The sequence below is a fragment of the Paenibacillus graminis genome, from assembly GCF_000758705.1.
Lineage (GTDB): Bacteria > Bacillota > Bacilli > Paenibacillales > Paenibacillaceae > Paenibacillus_AQ > Paenibacillus_AQ graminis.
On sequence record NZ_CP009287.1, the window covers coordinates 3,400,575 to 3,421,211 of the forward strand.

The 20,637-nt window shown below is 50.5% G+C and carries 19 protein-coding genes; 15 read left to right on the forward strand and 4 right to left on the reverse strand.

Annotation, left to right across the window (positions count from 1 at the left end; translation table 11 throughout):
• Positions 1-146: 146 nt before the first annotated feature.
• Entirely contained in the window at positions 147-1,460 is a 1,314-nt protein-coding gene (locus tag PGRAT_RS14155; protein WP_025708044.1) for a hypothetical protein, read from the reverse strand.
• On the opposite strand from PGRAT_RS14155, the gene PGRAT_RS14160 reads away from it, so the two are divergent.
• The 4 genes from PGRAT_RS14160 (at position 1,450) to PGRAT_RS14175 (ending at position 5,871) form a co-directional block, all read left to right on the forward strand.
• Positions 1,450-2,910, forward strand: coding sequence for a M20 metallopeptidase family protein (locus PGRAT_RS14160; RefSeq protein ID WP_238326891.1), 1,461 nt, complete (start codon positions 1,450-1,452; stop codon positions 2,908-2,910). The two genes, PGRAT_RS14155 and PGRAT_RS14160, sit on opposite strands and share 11 nt — an antisense overlap.
• 28 nt (positions 2,911-2,938) lie before the next feature.
• Positions 2,939-3,775, forward strand: coding sequence for an enoyl-CoA hydratase/isomerase family protein (locus PGRAT_RS14165; protein WP_025708046.1), 837 nt, complete (start codon positions 2,939-2,941; stop codon positions 3,773-3,775).
• A gap of 7 nt (positions 3,776-3,782) precedes the next feature.
• Entirely contained in the window at positions 3,783-4,601 is an 819-nt protein-coding gene (locus PGRAT_RS14170; protein ID WP_025708047.1) for an enoyl-CoA hydratase/isomerase family protein, read from the forward strand.
• Positions 4,602-4,662: 61 nt separating this feature from the next.
• Complete coding sequence (locus tag PGRAT_RS14175) at positions 4,663-5,871, forward strand: L-serine ammonia-lyase, iron-sulfur-dependent, subunit alpha (RefSeq protein ID WP_025708048.1); 1,209 nt, start codon at positions 4,663-4,665, stop codon at positions 5,869-5,871.
• A gap of 121 nt (positions 5,872-5,992) precedes the next feature.
• On the opposite strand, the gene PGRAT_RS14180 is transcribed toward PGRAT_RS14175, so the two are convergent.
• Positions 5,993-6,895, reverse strand: a complete 903-nt coding sequence (locus PGRAT_RS14180; RefSeq protein ID WP_025708049.1) for a DMT family transporter — start codon at positions 6,893-6,895, stop codon at positions 5,993-5,995.
• Positions 6,896-7,027: 132 nt separating this feature from the next.
• Here PGRAT_RS14180 and PGRAT_RS14185 point away from each other — a divergent pair, with 132 nt between their 5' ends.
• The 5 genes from PGRAT_RS14185 (at position 7,028) to PGRAT_RS14205 (ending at position 12,086) form a co-directional block, all read left to right on the forward strand.
• Positions 7,028-7,894, forward strand: a complete 867-nt coding sequence (locus PGRAT_RS14185; RefSeq protein ID WP_025708050.1) for a LysR family transcriptional regulator — start codon at positions 7,028-7,030, stop codon at positions 7,892-7,894.
• A 93-nt stretch (positions 7,895-7,987) separates the two neighbouring features.
• Positions 7,988-9,040, forward strand: coding sequence for a LacI family DNA-binding transcriptional regulator (locus PGRAT_RS14190; RefSeq protein WP_025708051.1), 1,053 nt, complete (start codon positions 7,988-7,990; stop codon positions 9,038-9,040).
• A complete protein-coding gene (locus PGRAT_RS14195) occupies positions 9,037-10,200 on the forward strand; it encodes a Gfo/Idh/MocA family protein (protein WP_025708052.1) in 1,164 nt (387 codons plus the stop codon). Before PGRAT_RS14190 ends, PGRAT_RS14195 begins: the two co-directional genes overlap by 4 nt.
• A 35-nt stretch (positions 10,201-10,235) precedes the next feature.
• Positions 10,236-10,964, forward strand: a complete 729-nt coding sequence (locus PGRAT_RS14200) for a ThuA domain-containing protein (protein ID WP_025708053.1) — start codon at positions 10,236-10,238, stop codon at positions 10,962-10,964.
• 18 nt (positions 10,965-10,982) lie between these two features.
• Complete coding sequence (locus tag PGRAT_RS14205) at positions 10,983-12,086, forward strand: Gfo/Idh/MocA family protein (protein ID WP_042266772.1); 1,104 nt, start codon at positions 10,983-10,985, stop codon at positions 12,084-12,086.
• A 204-nt stretch (positions 12,087-12,290) separates the two neighbouring features.
• Here PGRAT_RS14205 and PGRAT_RS14210 read toward each other — a convergent pair whose 3' ends face one another.
• Entirely contained in the window at positions 12,291-13,178 is an 888-nt protein-coding gene (locus tag PGRAT_RS14210; protein ID WP_025704261.1) for an AraC family transcriptional regulator, read from the reverse strand.
• Between the two features lie 124 nt (positions 13,179-13,302).
• On the opposite strand from PGRAT_RS14210, the gene PGRAT_RS14215 reads away from it, so the two are divergent.
• Positions 13,303-14,190, forward strand: a complete 888-nt coding sequence (locus tag PGRAT_RS14215) for a sugar phosphate isomerase/epimerase family protein (RefSeq protein WP_025704262.1) — start codon at positions 13,303-13,305, stop codon at positions 14,188-14,190.
• Between the two features lie 23 nt (positions 14,191-14,213).
• Positions 14,214-15,290, forward strand: a complete 1,077-nt coding sequence (locus PGRAT_RS14220; protein ID WP_025704263.1) for a Gfo/Idh/MocA family protein — start codon at positions 14,214-14,216, stop codon at positions 15,288-15,290.
• Between the two features lie 172 nt (positions 15,291-15,462).
• Here the strand turns inward: PGRAT_RS14220 and PGRAT_RS14225 are convergent, their stop codons facing one another.
• Positions 15,463-15,669 carry a DUF1657 domain-containing protein gene (locus tag PGRAT_RS14225; RefSeq protein WP_025704264.1) on the reverse strand — a complete coding sequence of 69 codons (207 nt, stop codon included), beginning with the start codon at positions 15,667-15,669 and terminating at the stop codon, positions 15,463-15,465.
• 174 nt (positions 15,670-15,843) lie between these two features.
• On the opposite strand from PGRAT_RS14225, the gene PGRAT_RS14230 reads away from it, so the two are divergent.
• From PGRAT_RS14230 to PGRAT_RS14245, 4 genes are all read left to right on the forward strand, one after another.
• Positions 15,844-16,704, forward strand: coding sequence for a DUF421 domain-containing protein (locus PGRAT_RS14230; protein ID WP_025704265.1), 861 nt, complete (start codon positions 15,844-15,846; stop codon positions 16,702-16,704).
• A gap of 159 nt (positions 16,705-16,863) precedes the next feature.
• On the forward strand, positions 16,864-18,324 hold the full coding sequence (locus tag PGRAT_RS14235; protein WP_025704266.1) for a spore germination protein: 1,461 nt from the start codon (positions 16,864-16,866) through the stop codon (positions 18,322-18,324).
• Positions 18,321-19,478: a Ger(x)C family spore germination protein gene (locus PGRAT_RS14240; protein ID WP_025704267.1), complete on the forward strand. Its 1,158-nt coding sequence runs from the start codon at positions 18,321-18,323 to the stop codon at positions 19,476-19,478. Before PGRAT_RS14235 ends, PGRAT_RS14240 begins: the two co-directional genes overlap by 4 nt.
• 21 nt (positions 19,479-19,499) lie before the next feature.
• Complete coding sequence (locus tag PGRAT_RS14245) at positions 19,500-20,591, forward strand: GerAB/ArcD/ProY family transporter (RefSeq protein ID WP_025704268.1); 1,092 nt, start codon at positions 19,500-19,502, stop codon at positions 20,589-20,591.
• The last annotated feature ends 46 nt before the right edge of the window (positions 20,592-20,637 follow it).

Genomic DNA, 20,637 nt, shown 5'->3' on the forward strand with positions numbered 1-20,637 from the left:
GAATGAAGAACGTCCCTTGCTGCCGGTTGGCAGGAAGGGACGTTCTTTTGCGCTATATAAGACAGGCGGCTGCACTTTTATGCCCATGTTAAGGACTCATACTAAAATGAATGGGAAGCTCAAAATGGCAAATGAGACAATGCATATCATTTTCCAATTTTGCGCCCTTCTTTGTCGAGAAACAACAGCTCGTAGTATTTTTTTGGCCGCCCTTTACTGTTTTCTCGTTTTTCAAATACAGGTTGTACATATTTATTTTCTTCAATCTTGTTAAGGATTCGGTTTGCACCTCTGACGGTGATGGACAGGCACCCAGCGACATCCTCAGAGGATAATTTATTTGTTCTCATAATTTCTGCATAAGACATGATTTTCTGCAAATTGATGTTGTTAATTCCGATAGTTTTGGCCAACGCGATGATTTCCGGATCCCCTTGTTCAGAGAACTGCATGACATTCATGCTCCGCATTGGGCCGATAACCTTCTGATTCTCGTTAATAAAAAAGCTGCAGCTGCCTGTAAAGGCTTTCGCCTGTCTGTGAGCTTTGGTGGCGTTTTCGTTCGCTTGAAAATATTCATGCCCCGAGCCCCACCCGATTTTCACCTTGTCGCTTATGTGCTCTTCCAGATACTCGAGCAGGGTGCAGTTATGCGCGTTAGAGGTAATTTTCATGAAATTTCCGTAGGTGGTGTATATTCTGACAAAGCCTTCCGAAATTTGGGCCGTGTCTGCAAGATTCACGCTGCGCAGAAAGCTGCTGACAAGGACTTTCAGCTCATGAAGTTGGTCTTCCGATGGCGGCTGCGATGTTTTGGTCGATATGCATGCTACAACTGCCCTCTGGTTCTTAAGCTTGAGGATGGTAATTTCGTTGATGATCTCTCTTATGGTCTCTTTAACGTTTTCCAAAGTGGGCCGTATTAAGATATATTTTACTCCGTGCTTTTTGAGTTCTGGAACAAAGTGACCGAACGCCGTGATGGACAGGTCTATTTTCTTTTCGTCCCATAGAGTTATATGGTTTTCGAGCATTGTTTCCACTCGTTCAAGCAGATCGCCGCTATCAATGGGCTTTCCTTCGTGAGTCAGGTATTTTTGGAATTCCCTGAAGGAATCAATAATATATGCATAATCCACATAGATCCTGGAGATGTCAAGCCCAGGTTCTGTAACCAGTAGCCGGAAAAGTTCTCTATAAAGAAGGTTTTCATTATCCTGCAAAATGTGAACAGGTATTTTCTCATCCAAACATTCCATACCTATTGACTCGTAAAGCAACCTGCCACTGATAACAAATCCGTCCACCGAACCTAAGTTTTTCAGATATATGTCTTTTGTTTCCCGGAAGTTGCTGATCGTAAGAAACCGAAACTGACATAAGGGCCGCATTTCTTCTTCAATAGCGCGGAAATAGTCCATATGGGTCTCAGGGGTGATTATTCCCAGCTTGATTTTCATAGTAGATTCCTTTCATAAACAATTCAATCAAAAGAGTTATATCACAATAAATATGATATTTCAATCTTCCCGACAGCTTGAAAATATTGTTCTTAAAATGTCTAATAATATCTTGACATCTTACGGATTTGAAAGTACGATAAAACCGTTCTTAAAAAGTCCAAAAATAAAAGGAGGCAAGTTTCACGCTGTTGTTGCATTCATTCAATTTGTGTTGTGGGAGATGTTCATTGTGATTGAGAAAACGGGAGACTTTTTGAGTATGGCCAATCAGCTACAGGAAAAATTGGTCATGTACAGGCATCATCTTCATGCGATTCCGGAACTTGATTTAAGTCTGCCCCGGACAAGTGCTTATGTAAAAGAAATGTTGGAGACGATGGGGCTTAAGCCCAATCCCGTAGGGGAATCAGGCTTAATGGTTACCATCGGCGGACAACATGCCGGGAAGGTGATTCTTATTCGTGCGGATATGGATGGGCTGCCGATTCAAGAAGAAACAGAGCTTTCATTTGCGTCACTCAACGGGAACATGCACGCATGTGGTCATGATCTGCATACTTCCATGCTGCTGGGAGCTGCGGAGATCCTGAAGGCACACGAAGGACTGCTTCGCGGGACGGTTAAGCTTATGTTTCAGCCGGGTGAAGAAACCTTGCAAGGGGCCAAGATGATGCTTGAACACGGGATTCTGGAGAATCCTAAAGTGGATGCAGCCATGATGCTTCATGTGTTAACTGGAATGCCAATTCCTGCAGGGCAATTTGTAGTGCCGGAGGCGGGTGAAGCGATTTCAGCTTCTTCCGATTGGTTCGAGCTCATCATCCGCGGACGGGGGGCACATGGAGCGATGCCGAGTGCCGCGGTGGACCCGTTAAATGTAGCTGCTCATCTTCATCTGGCGCTGCAGGGGATCATAAGCCGCGAAGTTTCGCCAATGGAGAGTGCAGTCCTTACGATTGGTGTGATGGAAGGTGGAACTACAAACAACGTGATTCCCGATACTGCCAGAATGAAAGGCAGCGTACGCACATTTGACGCCGTATTGCGTGACACAATCGAAACCCGTATCCACGAAATTTCTGCAGGGATTGGAGACATCTTTCATGCAAAGGTGGATGTCATTTATACCAGGGGCTGCCCTGAGGTGAAAATCGACCCTGAACTTAACCGGCAAATGAGAACTACTCTTGGAAACACCTTTGGCGCCAGTTCCTGTACCGGTTTAGCACAATTGATCCCCGGCGGTAAATTAATGGGATCGGAAGACTTCTCCTTTGTATCACAAGCGGTGCCAAGTACCTCAGTGTTTCTTAATGCAGGCAATACCGGAGAAGGTTATGGTTACCCGATGCACCATCCAAAGACGATGTTCTCGGATGAGGTGCTTCATAGAGGAGCTGCGGCTTACGCTGCTTTCGCCAGAGATTGGCTTGAAAGTAATAGATAAGTTCTAAACACAACAAGGAGGAATTGAAATGTCAGACAGACGTATGATTGGACCAACCAAATTTGAGGAGTACTCGGAGAAGTACAAGGACTTTCTATTAATGACCCGCCGTGACGGAATCATTGAGGTGCGATTGCACACTGACGGAGGATCGTATAAACATTCTTGGGAAGCCCATACAGCCTGGTCCCATGCATGGTCCGATATTGGCCGTGACCCTGAGAACGAGGTCATGATCATTTCCGGAACAGGGGATAAATGGGTAATCGGGGACCCTGAGGTCTGGAATACGAAATTTATGGATTGGCCGAAGCAAAAGAAGCTCGAACAGTATCACGAATCGCTGAGACTGCTTGAGAATCTGATATTCTGCATCGACATCCCCACCATCGGGGCGGTCAATGGACCGGGAACGCATTGTGAACTCGCGACTCTCTGTGATATTACCATTTGTACCGAAGACGCTGACTTTTTTGATCCGCATTTCCTGGGAGGCACACCTCCTGGAGATGGAATGCTGCTTACGCTGCAGAACATGATAGGGTTCAAGAAAGCGGCATATTACGCATACACCGGCAAGAATATCAATGGTCAAACAGCATTGGAGCTGGGCATAGTCAGTGAAGTCCTCCCCCGCGAACAGCTTCTTCCCCGCGCATGGGAACTTGCGGAGATGATCATGCAGGCACCGCGTTCAACGAGACATCTGTCCCATTCAATTATCTCCCGTCCTTGGAAACAAGCTCTGGTCAGTGATCAAGGGTTCCAGCTTGCTCACCAAATGTACGACATGGCCATTGATGAAGAAGGTGCTCTGGAGAGACTGAAGAAAATGCAAGGACGTCTAATGGGCAAAGAAGTGTAATAGAGATATGGGACCTACAAGATTCGAAGAGTACTCGGAGAAGTACAAAGACTTATTCTTAATGACCCGCAGCGGCGGCATCCTCGAAGTGCGTATGCACACTCACGGGGGACCGTTACAATTCGACTGGCCGGTCCAAACAGCATATGGTCATGTATGGTCAGATATTGGCCGTGATCCAGAGAATGAGGTCATGATCCTTACAGGGACAGGAGAGTTGTGGCAGATTGGTAATCCTGAAGTCTGGACAACAAAATTCATGGATTGGCCGAATAGCCGGAAAGTGGAAATGTACCATGAGTCATTGAGAATGATTGAAAATATGATTTATTGCATCGGCATCCCCACCATTGGGGTGATCAATGGCACAGGATCACACTGGCAACTGGGAACGCTTTGTGATATTACCATTTGTGCTGAAGGCACAGCGTTTTTCGATGCTCATTACCTGGGCGGTGTACCGCCTGGAGATGGAATCGTCCTGGCACTTCAAAAGATTCTAGGAATCAAGAAAGCGGCATTTTACGCATACACGGGTATGAACATTAACGCTGAAACGGCATTAGACCTCGGTCTGGTTAGCGAGGTACTGCCTCATGAACAGCTTCTTCCCCGTGCACGGGAACTGGCAGAGATGATCATGCAGGCACCCCGCTCTACAAGACATCTTGCCCATTCGATTGTGTCGCACCCATGGAAGGAAGCCCTCGCCAATAATCAAGGCTTCCAGCTTACTCACCAATTATACGACATGGCCATTGATGAAGAGGGGATTTTTGAGCGGCTGAATAGAATTAAGGAACGTTTTCAGAGGAATGGGCGATAGTTGTTCAAGCAGCAGCAGGAAGATTTCATGCTGAAGACAACTGAGAAGGGGGATGGGTGCAATGAAATCGTTGACAGAACTATATAAGATTGGCAGCGGACCGTCCAGCTCACATACCATGGGGCCGGAGAAGGCGGCCAGAATCTTCAAATCAGAAAATGAAGACGCAGACCAATTCAAGGCGCTGATTTATGGTTCCCTTGCCAAAACAGGCAAAGGCCATATGACGGACAAGGCCATTATTAGAGCACTGTCACCCGTCCGGGCGGAGATTCAATTTGTTCCACAAGCCGATTTTGTTCTGCCCCATCCTAATACCATGGACTTTTTCGCTTACAAAGAAGGGCGGCAAACCACATCTATGCGTGTTCTAAGTATCGGCGGCGGGGACATCGTTATTGAGGGGCGGGAGGAGATGCAGGCGCCCGATGTCTACCCGGAGAACACCTTTGCAGAAATCAGTACAATTTGTAAAGCGAATCATATCCGCCTAAGCGATTATGTTGAGCAGTGTGAAGGCAAACAGATCTGGGATTTTCTAAGTGGGATTTGGGAAGCGATGAAGCGTTCGATCAACGAAGGGCTATCTGCTACAGGTATTCTGGAAGGCGGTCTTAATGTCGAACGCAAGGCGCAGTATCTGTATCATCAGCGGCATATTGATGAGAGTCCGGAGACGCGGGAGAACAGGATCGTCAGCGCCTATGCATTCGCCGTCAACGAACAGAATGCCGCCGCCGGCACAATCGTAACGGCCCCGACCTGCGGGGCCAGCGGTGTCGTGCCGGCCGCGCTCCGGTATATGCAGCAAAAGAAGCATGTCCCGGACGAACAGGTCCTCCGGGCTCTGGCAGTCGGCGGGCTCATTGGCAACCTGGTCAAGCAGAACGCCTCCATCAGCGGTGCTCAATGCGGCTGCCAGGCGGAGGTTGGCACTGCTTGCTCTATGGCATCGGCTGCACTGGCAGAAATGTCTGGTATGAGGATCGACCAGATTGAGTATGCGGCGGAGGTTGCCATGGAGCACCATTTGGGGTTAACCTGTGATCCGATTAACGGACTTGTGCAAATCCCTTGCATTGAACGGAATGCTGTGGGAGCGATGCGGGCGATCAATGCGCTGAGTCTGGCCAACTTCTTATCTGATACCCGTAAGATATCTTTTGATCTGGTTGTGCAGACCATGTATGAAACAGGTCTGGATATGAACAGTAGTTACCGCGAAACTTCAGAAGGCGGGCTCGCTAAGCTCTACAAAATAGACAGTTAAACTCAGATGTAGGGTCCGCTAAGGAGTACCGTTGTAAGCAAAAAGAACGTCCCTTGCTGCCGGTTGGCAGGAAGGGACGTTCTTTTTGCGCTATATATAAGGAGGCTGGAGTGGTAATAAGCTACAGATTCGCCCGCCGTTTCTTGAACAGCTTGAATGTACCTGGGACCCAGTGTGCTCTGCCAAGCAGCTCGGAGGCGACGATGCCGAGAAGTACCAGAGCCGCACCGGTGTAGCCCTGCATCGACAGCTGTTCTCCGGCAAACCAAAATCCGAACAAGGCGGCAAATACCGGCTCCATGGAGAAGATCAGCCCGGTACGGGCCGGTGTGGTATATTTCTGGGCGACAGGCTGAAGGATGAAGCCGCAGGCACTGCAAAAAAGGCCGAGCGCAAGGATTGCTATCCAGCCGGGCAGAGAAGAGGGCAGGGAAGGAGTCTCGAACAGAAACGACAATACCAGCGCGAATCCTCCGGCGAAACCAAGCTGCAGAATGCCAATGCTGAGCGTATCGCAGGTTTTTACCGCTTGGCCTGTGATCAGAATCTGCACCGCGTAAAATACGGCGGACAAAATGCAGAGAATATCACCCGGCTGCATGTGCAGGGAAGAGTTCAAGGTCAGCAGCCCAATGCCGGCGATGGCGAGAACAGCCCCGAAGATTTGTGGGGGAGAGACTTTTTTTCTGAACACGAGCACATCGATCATCGGGACAAAAATTACGGTCAATGCGACGAGAAAGCCGGCATTCGAGGTGGTAGTGGTCTTCAGTCCGAAGGTGATGCAGGTAAAAACTCCGAGCAGGAGAAAACCCAGAAGTGCCCCATATTTTAATGTACGGGCATTTACTGTTCTAAGGCGTTTGTGAAACAAAATCGCTGCCAGAATAAAAGCAAGCCCAAAGCGCAGCGCAATGAGGTTGAACTCCCCGAGCGACCCCAGGCCCATCTTCATGAACATATAAGAAGAACCCCAGAACATCGTTACTACAAAAAGCATCAGCTCAGCCTTAAGCGGCTTCATTCCTTCATCATCCTTCATCATTTCAAGTTGCAAGCCACTATAGTATAATATGCTCAAATCCATAAGTTAACTGAATGTTTATCATGGAATACATGAGAAAACATCATGTAATATCAGGAGGTGCATAGCAGTTTGAGCATCAGCAAATATGAGGTGTTCCTAAAGGTAGTGGAGCTTGGAAGCCTGACCCGGGCCGCAGAGGTGCTGGGCTTCACCCAATCGGGAATCAGCCACACGCTCAGCAGTCTCGAAGCCGAATTCGGCTTCACCCTGCTGCTGAGGAACCGCTCGGGAGTCAGGCTGACAGTCAACGGCGAGCAGGTGGTCCAGCCCATCCGGGAGATCATCAAATGGAATGAGCAGCTGAAGCAGCAGGTCGCAGACATCCATGGACTGGAGACAGGTACGATTACCATCGGCACCTTCACCAGCGTTTCGGTTCACTGGCTGCCGGGGATGATTAAGCAGTTCCGCAGGGAATATCCCTATATCGGGTTTAAGCTCATGGAAGGCGGTTATCTGGAGATTGAGCAGTGGATCGAGGCCGGAGTGGTGGATTGCGGATTTCTTTCTTTGCCCACAAGGGAGAATTTTGAGGTGTTTCCGCTGAAGCAGGACCGGATGCTGGCCATTCTCTCCAAAGAGCATCCCCTGAGCAAGGCCCCCTATATGCCGCTTGCCCAAATCGCCCATGAGGATTTCATTATCCCCAAGGCGGGTTCTGATTACGATGTCAGAAGGGTGCTGGAAAAGGCAGCAATCAAGCCGAATATCAAATTCTCCGCGGGGGATGATTATGCCATTATTGCCATGGTTGAAAACGGGCTTGGCATCAGTATTCTGCCGGAGCTGGTCATCCAGCGCCAGAACCATAACGTCGCCGTGCTGGAGCTTGAAGAACGCAGCTTCCGTTCACTTGGCATCGCCGTGCATTCGATGAAATATGCTTCTCCGGCGACCAAACGTTTTCTGGGGCATGTCCAGTCCTGGTTCAAATAGGGATTGACGCCAACCGATCTTCGTGAGAGAATGTACGCGTGTACATTATAGTGGATTTGAGGGGAGCTTAGACTCCCAGAATATTTGGAAAGGATGATTGCTATCGCAAGCCGCAAAGAAGTTGCCGAGCTTGCCGGAGTTTCCGAAGCGACAGTCTCCCGTGTGCTGAACAATGTCGGTCCGCTGAAGGAAAAGACGAAGGAGAAGGTTCTTGCAGCCGCCAGGGAACTGGGTTATACGCCCAGCTCGCTTGCCCGCAGCTTTGCCCGCAGGCGCAGCGGCAACCTGGGCGTCATCATGCCTTATCTGCCCAAAGCCCGGTTGTTCTCTGCGTATTATTTCTCCGAGATTCTGAGCGGAATCGGCAGCCGGGCCAGGGAAGAGGGCTATGATCTGCTGATGATTTTCCGCGATGCCGATGAGCCGCTGGATTACTGCGGGCTCTTCCGTATGCGCAAGGTGGATGCCTGCATTGTGCTGGGTGCCAAGGAAGAAGCAGGAGAGCTTGCCGCGCTGCGGCAGCTCAAGCAGGAAGGGCATCCTTACTGCCTGATCAACCAGCATTTTGCGGGTGAGGGCTTCCATGAGGTGGATGCCGATCATGTGGAGGGCTGCCAGCTTGCGGTGAAGCATCTGCTGCAGCAGGGCTTCAGCCGGATTGCCTTCCTGAATGGTCCGCAGGCCTATTCGAACAGCCGGGACCGGCTGGAAGGATATATGCGGGCATTTCAGGAGGCGGGCATTCCGGCAGACCCTTCGCTTTTGTTCGAAGGGAATTTCAGCCGCAGAAGCGGAATTGCGGCTGCACAGGCGATTGCCGCACAGCTGGAGCGCATAGAGGCTGTGGCGGTGGCCAATGACCGGATGGCCATTGGCCTGCAGCAAGGCCTCCGGGAGCTGGGCATCCCCGCAGAGCAGATGCCCGCGATCGTCGGCTATGACGATTCGGATGCCGCAGAGCTCACAACTCCCGCGCTTAGCAGCGTGCGGGTACCCTTTTATCAGCTGGGGGAAATTGCTGCGGGCAAAGTGCTGGAACTGCCGGAGAGCGGAAGCGGGGATACGGTGCAGGAGATTATCCAAGTGAAGCTTCCTGCCAAGCTTATTGTGCGTGCTTCATCATTAAGATTAGGAGGGATTCAATGAAACAGCTGCGCATCGGAATGATTGGATACAAGTTCATGGGCAAGGCGCACAGCAATGCCTACCGGAGTCTGCCGATGTTTTTCCCGAAGGCGTTGAAGCCGGAGATGGCAGTGCTATGCGGGCGGAATGCTGCTGCTCTGCAGGAGGCCGCAGCCCGGCTGGGCTGGTCGGATACCGTAACCGATTGGAGAGAACTGGTTGGCCGCGAGGATATTGATCTGATCGATATCAACGCGCCCAGTGATGCGCATAAAGAGATTGCATTGGCCGCGGCGAAGGCCGGAAAGCATATTTTTTGCGAGAAGCCCCTGGCTCTGACGCTTGCGGATTCCCGCGAGATGCTGGAGGCCGCAGAGGAAGCCGGAGTGATGCATATGGTTGGCTTCAACTACCGTTTCTCTCCGGCAGTCCGCCTGGCTAAGCGGCTGGTCGAGAGCGGACGGCTGGGACAGATCTATCATTTCCGGGCCTGGTTTCTGCAGGATTGGATTCTGGACCCCGAGTTCCCGCTGGTATGGAGACTGCAGAAGGAAATTGCCGGTTCCGGTTCGCATGGCGACCTCGGGGCGCATCTGATTGACCTGGCCCATTTTCTGGTTGGCGACATCCATGAGGTGATCGGCATGAGTGAAACGTTCATCAAGGAACGGCCTTTGGCTGCCGAGATGACGGGGCTTAGTGCCAAAGCGAATGCCGATGCTCCTAAAGGACCGGTAACTGTAGATGATGCTACGCTGTTCCTGGCGCGTTTTGCAAACGGTGCCATCGGCAGTTTTGAGGCTACGCGTTTTGCTGCCGGCCACCGCTCGACCAATTCCTTTGAGATCAACGGCAGTCTTGGAAGCGTGAAATTTGATTTCGAACGCATGAACGAGCTTGAGGTCTATCTGACCTCTGACGAAGAAGATGTGCAGGGCTTCCGGCGGGTGCTCGCCACAGATCCGGCCCATGATTATGCCGAAGCCTGGTGGCCGCCGGGACATACGATCGGTTTTGAGCATACCTTCATTCATGAATTTCTGGAGCTGTCATCAGCTGCCGCAGAAGGCCGCCAGCCGGTGCCGAATTTTCACGACGGGGTGAAATGCCAGGCGGTGCTTGAGGCTGTCGAGCGTTCGGTGGAAGAGCGGCGCTGGGTCCAGTTGTCTGAAATGCAGTAATTCTATGCAATAATCCGGGAGAAGGAGTGACAATTATGAAAAAAGCATTAATCGTATGGGGCGGCTGGGAAGGACATGAACCGGAACAGGTGGCCGGAGTGTTCGCCGGACTTTTGCGTGAAGCACAGTTCGAGGTCGAGGTTGCCAATACGCTGGAAGCCTTCGCTGACGGCGAAAAGCTGCTGGGTTTGGATCTGATTGTACCTGTCTGGACGATGGGGGAAATCTCGCAGGAGCTGGTCAACAAGGTGTCGGCAGCAGTTCAGAATGGAACCGGACTCGCGGGCTGCCATGGCGGGATGTGTGATTCGTTCCGCACGAATGTGGACTGGCAGTTCATGACTGGCGGGCAATGGGTGGCCCATCCCGGCAATGACGGTGTGCAGTATAAGGTGGAAATCTGTCAAAGCTCCAGCCCGCTGACCGCAGGCATTGAAGATTTCGATGTCACCTCTGAGCAATATTATCTGCATATCGACCCGGCTGTGGAGGTGCTTGCCACCACCCGGTTTCCGGTGATCCAAGGGCCGCATGCCACGAACAAGGCAGTCGATATGCCTGTAGTCTGGACCAAACGCTGGGGTCAGGGACGGGTCTATTACAACTCGTTGGGTCATCACGCCGACATCGTGGAGCTGCCGCCTGTAAAGGAACTGATGCGTCGGGGGCTCCTCTGGGCGGCAGAAGGAAAGCAGGAGGCTGCGGTGAACCCGAAACAAAACGCGGGAGCGGCCTACAGCGGCATGGCAGACAGCCAATTATAAGGCGGGAGCGATCAGGATATGAAAAAAGTCAAGGTGGGCATTATCGGCTGCGGTAAGATCAGCAGTATTTATATGGAAAATTGTCAAAAGTTTGCGATTCTGGACCTTGCTGCGTGCGCGGATATAGACCCCGCGCGAGCGGCAGAGCAGGCAGCCGCTTACGGAATTCCTAACGTCTATACCGTAGATCAGCTGCTCGAAGACCCGGAGATTGAAATCGTAATTAATTTAACCATTCCGGCTGCACATGCCGGGATTAGTCTGCGGGCACTGGAGGCCGGCAAACATGTCTATGTTGAGAAACCGCTGGCGGTTACCAGAGAGGAAGGACGCAAGGTGCTGGAAACAGCCAGAGCCAAAGGGCTGCTGGTTGGCAGCGCCCCGGAAACCTTTCTGGGTGCCGGAATCCAGACCGCGCTGAAGATGATTGAGGATGGCGTGATCGGCAGGCCGGTGGCGGCGACATCGTTCATGATGAGCAGAGGGCATGAGTTTTGGCATCCTGACCCGGAATTCTATTATGCCGCAGGCGGGGGGCCGATGTTCGACATGGGGCCATATTATTTGACCGCACTCGTACAGCTCCTTGGCCCCATCCGCACGGTAGCAGGTATAACCGGTAAAGCGATGGCAGAACGGACAATTACGAGTGAGAAAAAAGCAGGCAAAAAAATTCCGGTGGACATCCCGACCCATGTTGCCGGAACGCTGCAATTCAGCAGCGGCGCAATCGCTACGCTGATCATGAGCTTCGATGTTTTTGGCGGCAGTGATCTGCCGCCGATAGAGATCTACGGTACGGAAGGTTCCCTTCAGGTGCCCGATCCCAACACGTTCGGCGGTACGGTTAAATACCGCCGAACGGGAGAAGGGGAATGGCGCGAACAGCCGCTTCTGCCCGGCTATGATCAGAATACGCGGGGAATCGGTCCCGCGGATATGGCTTATGCGATCCGTACCGGCCGTCCGCACCGGGCCAGCGGAGAACTGGCTTACCATGTGCTGGAGGCCATGTGGGCTTTTCATGATTCTTCCGATTCGCAGCGTTTCTATGAAATGGAGAGCAGCTGCGGGCGTCCGTCACCGCTTCCTCCGGGGCTGGCGCCGTATACATTGGACTAATATAGGCTGACTCTGCTGCAGCGTCCCCCTGCCTGCCATTTGATAGGTAGGGAGGGGATGCTGTATTCGGGATTCTGCAGCAAAACACAGCACCGCTCACATACTGTGAACGGTGCTGTTTTGGTGGTATGGGAAATCAATGAATCTCCTGTCCGTTTCGTACGCGGATCAATTTATACATGCTGTTGGCTGGGGCAGCATTAACTATTTTCTCGCGACGGAGGGGGTTAGTCCCTTGTACTGTTTGTACAGCTTGGTGAAGTAATTGGGATTATCACAACCGACTTTGCCGGCAATTTCAGTGATTGTCATATCCGACTCCAACAGCAGCCGTTCGGCTTCATTGACCCGGTAGAGGTTTACGTATTCAATGAAGGTGCGCCCGGTCAGCTTTTTGAAGGTTTTGCAGAAGTGGTATGGATTCAGATTCACGAATCTGGCAGCGCTCTCAATCGTGATTTTCTCATCCAGATGTTGTTCCAGATATTCCAGCAGCGGTTTGAAGCGTTCACGGTTGACTGAGTGGCGCTCGCTGTGATGCCTGTCAGACATCCGCTTAGGCGGGAAGGTCCGCGAGAGCAGAGTGAAGAACAGATGAAGCTGGTTTTTGACAACCAATTGAAAAGCAGGTTTTTTGTCCTGGACTTCTTGTATAAGCGTTTCAAGCAAAGGGTAAAAGGTGCTGCATGCCGGGTTTTGCTCGACAGGCTTAACGGGAAACTGATAGAAATTATTCAAGTAGGGTGCCACAAACTGCTCATGTTGGGAATCCTGATAACGGTCCTTGAACAGGGAAGCATGGAATACAATGGATACGAATGCGATATCCCCGCTGCTCAAGCTGTAGCCGACATGAAGTCCGCCGGAAGGGACAATGATTACGTCACCGGGTCCTGCTTCATAGGGTTTGCTGTCTACATGAAAAATCGCTCTGCCCTTCTGCATCACAATAATTTCGAAATGTTCATGCCAATGCAAAAAAAGAATGTTCTGCTCCTCTTTTGCGTCCCGGTACTGATTGAAAAACAAGCGGAACGGATAGGTCTTCTCTTCAAGCTGAGGATACTCCTTCAATTCCTTTGGGTAGGTCACGGCCGCTTCAACTCCCGCAATATTCAGCTATTTTTACACAAGATAAGAAGAGATTTCGCAGCAAATGAGCTATATACTTGCATTGCTGAACTAACTATAAACCAATATTGGAGTGGTATACAAGATGCATGATTCCCTTAGAATCGGAACACTGGTTGGTGCACCGGATGCAGTCCGTGTAATCCCGCAAATCGTAAAGCATGGTTTTGAATCCTTCAGTCTCACGTTCTGGCAGAGTACAGGTGCAACGGATTTGGCGGAGACGGCTGCACGGGTGCGTGAGCTGGCCGCTGAACATGATTTCATTATTTCGTCGGTTGGCATTTTTGGCAACCCGTTGACCGGCACCGGCGATAATGCAGATACGCTTGCAAGCTGGGAACGGCTCATCGACCATGCCCATTTATTCGGGGCCGATATAGTATCCGGGTTCACAGGAAGACTGACCGGACAGTCCATTGACGAGTCCATTCCGAAGTTTGCCGAAGTATTTGGGGAGCTGTCCAAGCGGGCGGCCGACAAGGGACTCCGGATTGCTTTTGAAAATTGCTCAATGGGCGGGGACTGGCAGACAGGAGATTGGAATATTGCCCACAACCCGGCAGCCTGGGAGAAAATGTTCAACGCAGTTCCGGCGGACAACATCGGACTGGAATGGGAGCCATGCCATCAGATGGTGGCGCTGATTGATCCGATTCCCCAACTGCGTAAATGGACAGACAAAATCTTTCATGTGCATGGCAAGGACGCAACAATCGCCTGGGATATTGTCAAGGAATATGGCATTCATGGACCAAAGCCATATGTATGGCACCGGACACCAGGTTTTGGCGACACGAACTGGACAGATGTAATTACCATTCTGCGCCAGGCCGGTTATAAGGGCACCATCGACATTGAAGGTTGGCATGATCCTGTCTACCGTGATGAATTGGAAATGACCGGTCAAGTCCATGCGCTGAATTATTTGAAGCATTGCCGGGGAGGCAGCTTCATCTCTAATCCAATCTAATAGAAGAAAGAGGTGAACCTTCTATGACAGTACAATATCGTGTAGCTGTCGCCGGCTGTGGAGGCATGGCTAACGAGTGGATCAGCTATGCCGTGGGGCGTCCGGATGCCCGTATTGTCGCACTGGTGGATATCCGGCTGGAGGCGGCAGCGGCCATGGCCGTCAAGCATGGCTTAACTTGCCCGGTTTTTACTGATATAGGACAGGCGATCGAACAGACAGGAGCGAATCTAGTCTTTGATGTAACCATACCGGCCAGCCACTATACGGTTGCCAGCACAGCACTTACACATCAATGCCATGTGTTCAGCGAGAAGCCGCTGGCTGAGACAATGGAGCAATGCAATGCTATAGTTGCTTTAACGGAACGCACCGGCAAGAGCCATGCGGTCATGCAGAACAGGCGGTATGACCCCCGTATCCGCTCTCTGCGCCAACTGATTGAAGACGGAGAGATCGGGAGAATCGGCTACATCGGGGCAAGCTTTTTTCTGGCGCCGCATTTTGGCGGTTTCCGTGATGTGATGGAAAGTCCGCTGCTGCTCGATATGGCCATCCATACCTTTGATCAGGCCCGGTTCATCTGCGGCGCAGACCCCGTTACAGTGTACTGTCAGGAATTCAATCCTCCGGGTTCCTGGTATGCGGGAAATGCTTCGGCGGTCTGCATATTTGAAATGTCGGATGGCTCAGTCTTCTGCTATCAGGGCTCTTGGTGTTCGGAGGGGGCTCCCACTTCGTGGGAAGCTTCCTGGCGGATTCAGGGTGACAAGGGAACTGCGGTCTGGGATGGTACAGGAATGCCATATGCCGAAAAGGTAACCGATCGTAACCCGGACGGTACATTTATCCGTGACTATGAACGTGTTGAAGGCAAGACTGCCGGGCTGAAGGAAACCTTTCATCACGGCTGTCTGGAGGAAATGTTCCAGGCGCTGGCTGATCGCCGCCCCGCAGAAACCGATTGCCGGGACAACCGTTACAGCATGGCTATGGTTTTCGGCGCGCTGGAGAGTGCACGGACGGGAAGAAAGATAGAGCTTGCTGGAGTTATGTCCAGTAGCGATGTGAGTGTATTGGTAAATAGGATACAGCCGTAGGTAAGCTGAAAACCAACCGGTAGAGTATAGAGGCGCTTTGGGCAGGAGGAGATATCTGCTGTTCTTAGCGTTTTTTTGCTGTCTAGGAAACTTAGCGCAGCTAATTAAAAAGGCAGCCCATCAGCAGATCTGCAAATGGGACTGCCTCTTGTGAAAATAGGAGCTGGATTACTTAAAATCCTTTATATTGAGGTTCCTCTTTCTCCAGCTCCGTCACGCGGCTTTCCACTTGATCTACAATTTGCTGGGTTTGCTGGGCCGCATTGGTGAACAAGGTCTTGGCATCCTGGTTCTGCGTTTCCATTGCAAATTGCTCCAGGCTGGCCTGAGCGCTCTTCAAAGAAGAGACACAGGTTTTTACTTGTGAGGCTACGGTCATTTTCTTACTCCTCCTTCGAATGATGGTTCGTTAACGCGATATAGTATCTGTTGGAACCAAGAATTGTATACTCCACTGGTCAGCCAGTAAAAAATTTCATGGTTAATCCCGCACCTTCTGGCAAATAATGAAGGGCGACAGACATGAATCCAGGATAATCGGGAGGTTATAACAATGCCGGAATGGCTAGAGGTGATTTGGCGCACCGTATTTGCGGTGGTTGTGCTCTTCTTTTTGACGAAGCTGCTTGGTAAAAGACAGGTCTCACAGCTCTCGTTCTTTGAATACATTACAGGGATCACTGTGGGCAGTCTTGCTGCATATATTTCATTGGATACCGACAAAACGTGGCATCTGGGAGTCATCGCGCTGATTGTCTGGATTGCCTTCTCTCTGGGAATCGAGTATCTGCAAGTGAAGAGTAAAAAGGCGAGAGACTTCATTGATTTCAAATCGACCGTATTGATTAAAGATGGTAAAATTCTTGAAGACAATATGAAAAAAGAACGATTAACAACGGACGAATTGTTGGCTGAGCTGCGGAAAAAGGATGTATTTAAGGTGGCTGATGTGGAATTCGCCATTATGGAGACAGACGGGGCGATCAATGTGCTGCTTACCCGTGAGAACCAGCCGTTAACTCCCAAGCATTTGGGGGTAAAGGTGGCACCGGAGCAGGCGACTCAGGCTGTAATTATGGATGGAAAAATTTTGGATGAGCCCCTGGATACCTTGGGGTTGACCAGAGGGTGGCTGCAGGGGAAGCTGGAGGAGCTTAATCTGACTGCTGAAAATGTGTTTATCGGGCAGGTAGACTCTTATGGGGAGCTTACGGTAGATTTGTATGCCGACAGTGTCACTGTTCCGCAGCCGCAGGAAAAACCCCAGCTTTATGCACTGCTTAAGAAATGTGAAGCAGACCTGGAGCTGTTCAGCCTTTCTACCAACAATGAACAGGCGAAGAAAATGTACGGCCAGTGCTCGGAACAACTGCAGGGCCTGCTTAAGCAGCTGAAGCCTTTTGTCCAAAACTGAGAGTGGCATGATATAGGATCAGAGTAAGGCACCAAATCGTAGTGAGGAATCAGGTGTAACAGCACCTGATTCCTTTTTGCTGTTCGCAGGAAGGTGTGAGTGCATATTTCCCGGAAAAAATGGCAAACTAACCCATATTCCTATAAATACCATCTGGAGGTGAGAACGTTGGCTGAGAAAAATATGCTGGAGGCTATGAAAGAGCAGCTTACAGATTGCAGTGATGCAGTATACCAGTCAATTAACGTCTATGGCCACGCCTGTATGCTGATATACATTCCCACTATAGTCGACACACTCAGTCTCCAGGAATTTGTTTCTACCCCCCTCAAGCGGGAGGCGAATTCCGAGCCGGATTGGCCGCGGTTTCTGGAACGTCTGGATCACGGTTCAGCTTTTGCCATTCCCTATATCAAAGCTTACCAGATTGATAGAGCCGTAGAACTGGTCGTTGCCGGGAATGCAGTACTTTTCATTGAAGGCCTGCCATATGTCTACTATTTCGAGATCACCCATTATCAGAAGCGGGCGGTGTCTCAATCACAGAATGAGCTGGTGGTTATAGGGCCGCAGGAGGCTTTTATTGAGGATGTGCAGACCAACCTGTCTTTGCTGCGGCATAAAATCAAACATAAGGATTTGAAGACCAGGCATTTCACAATCGGCAAATATACGAAAACCGATGTGTATCTGGTCTATATTGAAGGCTTGTGCAAAGCGGAAATCCTTGCAAATTTTACAGATAAGCTTGAGAACCAGTCGATTGACGGGGTGCTTGGCATCAGCACCATAGCGGAGCAAATGAATGAGGGACAGTATACCCCCTTTCCTTTATATCAATATACAGAGCGCCCGGATTCCGTGGCGGCTTCTCTGATGGAAGGAAGGGTAGCCGTGCTGCAGGACGGCACCCCAACTGCTTTGCTGACACCGGCTACCTTTTTCACCATGCTTCAATCCTCTGAGGACTACTATCAGAGCTTCTATGCCGGAAGCTGGATCCGGCTGGTCCGTTTCTTCTTCTCCATTGTGTCCTTGCTGCTGCCGTCATTATATGTCGCGATTACCACCTTCCACAGCCAGATTATTCCTTCCGACCTGCTCATAACCATTGCTGCAGCCAGAGAAAACATTCCATTCTCGGCTTTGACAGAGGCGTTGATTATGGAGCTTACCTTTGAAGCGCTTCGCGAAGCCGGCACCCGGATTCCCAAGCCCGTCGGGCAGACCGTATCGGTTATTGGCGGGATTGTCATTGGACAGGCTGCAGTCCAGGCGGGGATTGTTTCGGCTCCCATGGTAATCGTTGTTTCCATTACAGGCATTGCTTCCTATATTATCCCCCACCTGGAGCTGGGTCTGACGTTTCGGCTGCTCCGGTTTGTACTCCTCATTCTGGGTGGAACGTTGGGGCTGCTCGGAGTATACGCCGCTGCCTATGTGGTCTACGCCCATTTAGCCCATCTCAGAAGCTTTGGTACTCCCTATCTTCAACCGGTGGCCCCTCTGGTGTGGGAGGATTGGAAGGATACATTTCTTCGTGTACCGTTTAATCTTATGACCAAACGGAGCACTGCCTTTACGAACAGTACAAACGAAAAGAGGCAAAAACAAAAATGAGGCTCTTCAAGCTGGTTCTAAGCGTTCTGCTGCTGCTGAGTCTGGCCGGCTGCGGGTCCAAAATCGAGTTGGATAAATTAACCTTTGTTTTTGGCCTTTATATCGATGCCGGGGAAGAACCGGGGACGGTGGAGTTAACCATCAGTGCACCGCTGCCCAACCGCCTGCTCTCCAGCACCCAGCCAAACCCCGGGGACGGCAAGTCTTATTCTATGGTGTCGAAGACAGCTTCCACCGTCGCGGATGCCTTTGCTTTAATCCAAAGGGATCTGCCGCGCCGGTTGGAGATCTCCCACATCAAGGTGGTGGTGCTGGGAAAGGAATATGCACGCCAAGGAATAGACGAGTCCCTAGAATGGTTCAAAAGGCAGCCGGAGTTCCCTTTGGGCACTTACATAATGACGGCATCGGGCAAAGCGAAGGCAGCCGCTCAGTTGTCTGCTTTATTTGAACAAACTCCGGATCAGGTGCTGATGAATTTTTCCAAAGAAAATCTGCTGTTCGCAACAACAGTCAGGGACTGTGCACTGGCTGAAGCCTCCAATATGGGGTATGCGATGAATCTTCTTTCGCTTAAGCACAGAACAGACCCTCTGGAGCCAGGCAAGAGTATGCATTGGGCGGGTCTGCAAGGCTTAGCTTTGTTTCACAAAGCTAAATTGAGCGGCACATTAAATATCTATGAAAGCAGAGCATTCGCTTGGGCAGCGGGCCATCTGGCCGGAAGCTTCTATTTACCGGAGTATTCGGTTACCTGGGATGATAATGGACAGGGTTCAGCCAGCGCCTTATTTTTAAGCAACAAAGCTTCCCTGCACACCAGATTTACGGAGGATGGACCAGTCTTTTATCTCAAGCTGAAGGGCAGTGCAAGCATTATTAATTATCACGACTCCCTGGGACGGGGCGCAGAGAATCTCAGCCCGTTTATTGTGCAGAAACTCCAGAAGGCGGTTGTCAAAGAGGTGTCACAGGCAGTGCGTGCCACACAAGAAGCCGGAGCAGATGTGCTTCAGCTCGGCATGCAAGTGGAGTGGAACAATCCGGGGGAGTGGAAGAGGCTCAAAGAGCGCTGGGAGGATTATTATTCGCATGATGCACAAATTAAAGTATCAGCGGATATAAAAATTCAGGATATTGGTTCAGTCAAATAAAGTGCCGCAGAAGGAGATATTATGTCTACATCCAATTGGCAGTTGTTCAGATTCGCCCTGATCTATTTCAGCTCCCAGTCCACAATTTTTCTCATCCCCTTTATTTTGTCGAGCTCGGGCTACCAGGGCTGGATTGCACTGATTGGCGGGACCCTGCTGAGCATGCTCATTCTTATCTTCACCATTCAGGTGGGCAAACTGAAACCGGAACAAGGGTGGATTGATTTTGGCAGAGACATCATGGGGGTTTGGGTTCACCGGCTGCTAGTGTTCTTTATACTCTGCTGGTGTATCTATTTTGCATCATTTGATATCGAGAATTTTGTCCTGTTTTTTGGCTCCAACTATATGAGGGGAACGTCTCCAATCTATATTCAAATCGTGATAGGTCTGGTAATTATGTACACTGCCTCACTGGGGATTACCACAATCATCTATATGGCAGATGGCATCTTCCTGATTTTTGTTGTAGCTGTCCTGTTCGCTGTGTATTCGTTTTTTCCAAATGCGGATTTTTCGATGCTTCCGGCCTTTCTGCACTATCATGATCCGGGGATTGCACTCAGAGATTCGGTTTCAGTAAGCTCGTGGTTTGCAGAATGGTTAGTATTTCTGTTCTTGGCGCCTGAGTTGAAAATCGGCAACAAAATGCTCAAAAAACTGATGGCAGCAGCCGTATTTATTCTGTTTATCGTTTTGGCGGGCTGGACTATGACAATGCTGAATTTTGGACCGCATTTCGGCACGCAGCTCCAATACCCGTTACTGGAAATGATCCGCGGCTCGTCCCACAACAGTATTCTTGGCAATCTGGACCCTATTCTGATAGGCATCTGGTCTGCCTCCATGTTCATTCACGGTTCTGTTCTAATCTATGTCGCCTGCAAATGCACGCTGTACCTCACCAATTGGAAGAAGACAAAGGCAATAGTTCCCATTCTGACACTCTGCTCCATAACTATCGCCTACCTCTATTCAAGGGATATCGCGAATTATCTCAGGGATTTCACCTCATACCTGATTATGTACACATGGTTGTTCATAGAATGCATCCCTGTCTATTACTTCATCGCCGCATACATCCGCTCCAAGTTTGGCAGGGCTGTCAAATGATTGCTGCGACTTATCTATTATATATTGGAGGCGCTTTCTGGTATGA

Excerpts from the sequence above, each read along its gene's own strand:
- PGRAT_RS14230 (WP_025704265.1), top strand. The coding sequence starts at position 15,844 with ATGCCGGAATGGCTAGAGGTGATTTGGCGCACCGTATTTGCGGTGGTT.
- PGRAT_RS14240 (WP_025704267.1), top strand. The coding sequence starts at position 18,321 with ATGAGGCTCTTCAAGCTGGTTCTAAGCGTTCTGCTGCTGCTGAGTCTG.
- PGRAT_RS14200 (WP_025708053.1), top strand. The coding sequence starts at position 10,236 with ATGAAAAAAGCATTAATCGTATGGGGCGGCTGGGAAGGACATGAACCG.
- PGRAT_RS14190 (WP_025708051.1), top strand. The coding sequence starts at position 7,988 with ATGATTGCTATCGCAAGCCGCAAAGAAGTTGCCGAGCTTGCCGGAGTT.
- PGRAT_RS14205 (WP_042266772.1), top strand. The coding sequence starts at position 10,983 with ATGAAAAAAGTCAAGGTGGGCATTATCGGCTGCGGTAAGATCAGCAGT.
- PGRAT_RS14225 (WP_025704264.1), bottom strand. The coding sequence starts at position 15,669 with ATGACCGTAGCCTCACAAGTAAAAACCTGTGTCTCTTCTTTGAAGAGC.
- PGRAT_RS14215 (WP_025704262.1), top strand. The coding sequence starts at position 13,303 with ATGCATGATTCCCTTAGAATCGGAACACTGGTTGGTGCACCGGATGCA.
- PGRAT_RS14245 (WP_025704268.1), top strand. The coding sequence starts at position 19,500 with ATGTCTACATCCAATTGGCAGTTGTTCAGATTCGCCCTGATCTATTTC.
- PGRAT_RS14220 (WP_025704263.1), top strand. The coding sequence starts at position 14,214 with ATGACAGTACAATATCGTGTAGCTGTCGCCGGCTGTGGAGGCATGGCT.
- PGRAT_RS14165 (WP_025708046.1), top strand. The coding sequence starts at position 2,939 with ATGTCAGACAGACGTATGATTGGACCAACCAAATTTGAGGAGTACTCG.
- PGRAT_RS14195 (WP_025708052.1), top strand. The coding sequence starts at position 9,037 with ATGAAACAGCTGCGCATCGGAATGATTGGATACAAGTTCATGGGCAAG.
- PGRAT_RS14155 (WP_025708044.1), bottom strand. The coding sequence starts at position 1,460 with ATGAAAATCAAGCTGGGAATAATCACCCCTGAGACCCATATGGACTAT.
- PGRAT_RS14175 (WP_025708048.1), top strand. The coding sequence starts at position 4,663 with ATGAAATCGTTGACAGAACTATATAAGATTGGCAGCGGACCGTCCAGC.
- PGRAT_RS14180 (WP_025708049.1), bottom strand. The coding sequence starts at position 6,895 with ATGAAGCCGCTTAAGGCTGAGCTGATGCTTTTTGTAGTAACGATGTTC.
- PGRAT_RS14170 (WP_025708047.1), top strand. The coding sequence starts at position 3,783 with ATGGGACCTACAAGATTCGAAGAGTACTCGGAGAAGTACAAAGACTTA.